The following is a 633-nucleotide window of genomic DNA, read 5'->3' as shown; positions in this document are numbered from 1 at the left end:
CCCATCTAGCAATTGATCCTTACGAGCTTTTGCAGGCTTTGGCTTTGGATGCCTTGGTTTCCACATGGCACAAACCAAGAAGCGAAGATTCCATACCTGGGAGCGTGTGTTTTGGTTGTAGTAGATGTTGCTGTAGCCGTTGTAGATGTGTTGTCAATGGTTGGTAATTTCAATTGAGTAAATTATCAATCCGCTCTAACATCAGGAATTGGCATGAAGTTCGGCGGCAGCTCTTAGGCCAGAGAGGTAGGCGCCATGGACAGTGCCAAACATTGGATGGCTGGCCTCACCAGCAAAGAACAAGCGTTTAGCTAGGGGTTTTGCTAGCTCCTCACGATCGCTTGGCGTACTGCCAAGCGCGTTGAAGGAACAGGCGCCGCCGCTGAAGGGATCTGAGTGCCAACGAGTTATCTGGGCTCCGATCGGCTCGGGAATATTTTTACCAAAAAGGCCCCTAAGGCTTTCCATAGCACTTGCAATTAAGTGTGCGTTGTTCATGGTTTCCATGGCTACTGCCGCTGCACCAGCCTGGAATCCCACTAAAACTGGCTGGCCTGAACCTGAGGGGATTTGACCAAGCCAGTCGACGGTTGTTGGCCATAAGGGACGGCTAAAGCGCAGGCAGCATTTATT

The 633-nt window shown here is 50.7% G+C and carries 2 protein-coding genes; one reads left to right on the top strand and one right to left on the bottom strand.

Translation table 11 applies throughout. From position 1 onward, the window contains the following. Positions 1 to 48 precede the first annotated feature (48 nt). The gene (locus C7K08_RS16695; protein WP_272867446.1) at positions 49 to 177 is read left to right on the top strand and encodes a hypothetical protein; all 129 of its coding nucleotides are present in this window, start codon (positions 49 to 51) and stop codon (positions 175 to 177) included. A 24-nt stretch (positions 178 to 201) separates the two neighbouring features. Here the strand turns inward: C7K08_RS16695 and C7K08_RS15035 are convergent. After that, positions 202 to 633, bottom strand: a 432-nt coding sequence (locus tag C7K08_RS15035; RefSeq protein ID WP_161955972.1) for a flavin monoamine oxidase family protein, incomplete at its 5' end; no start/stop codon positions are given.

Source organism: Synechococcus lacustris str. Tous (genome assembly GCF_003011125.1).
Classification (GTDB): domain Bacteria; phylum Cyanobacteriota; class Cyanobacteriia; order PCC-6307; family Cyanobiaceae; genus Synechococcus_D; species Synechococcus_D lacustris.
Note: the sequence above shows the minus strand (reverse complement) of the source record. Positions and strands in the feature narration are given on the sequence as shown.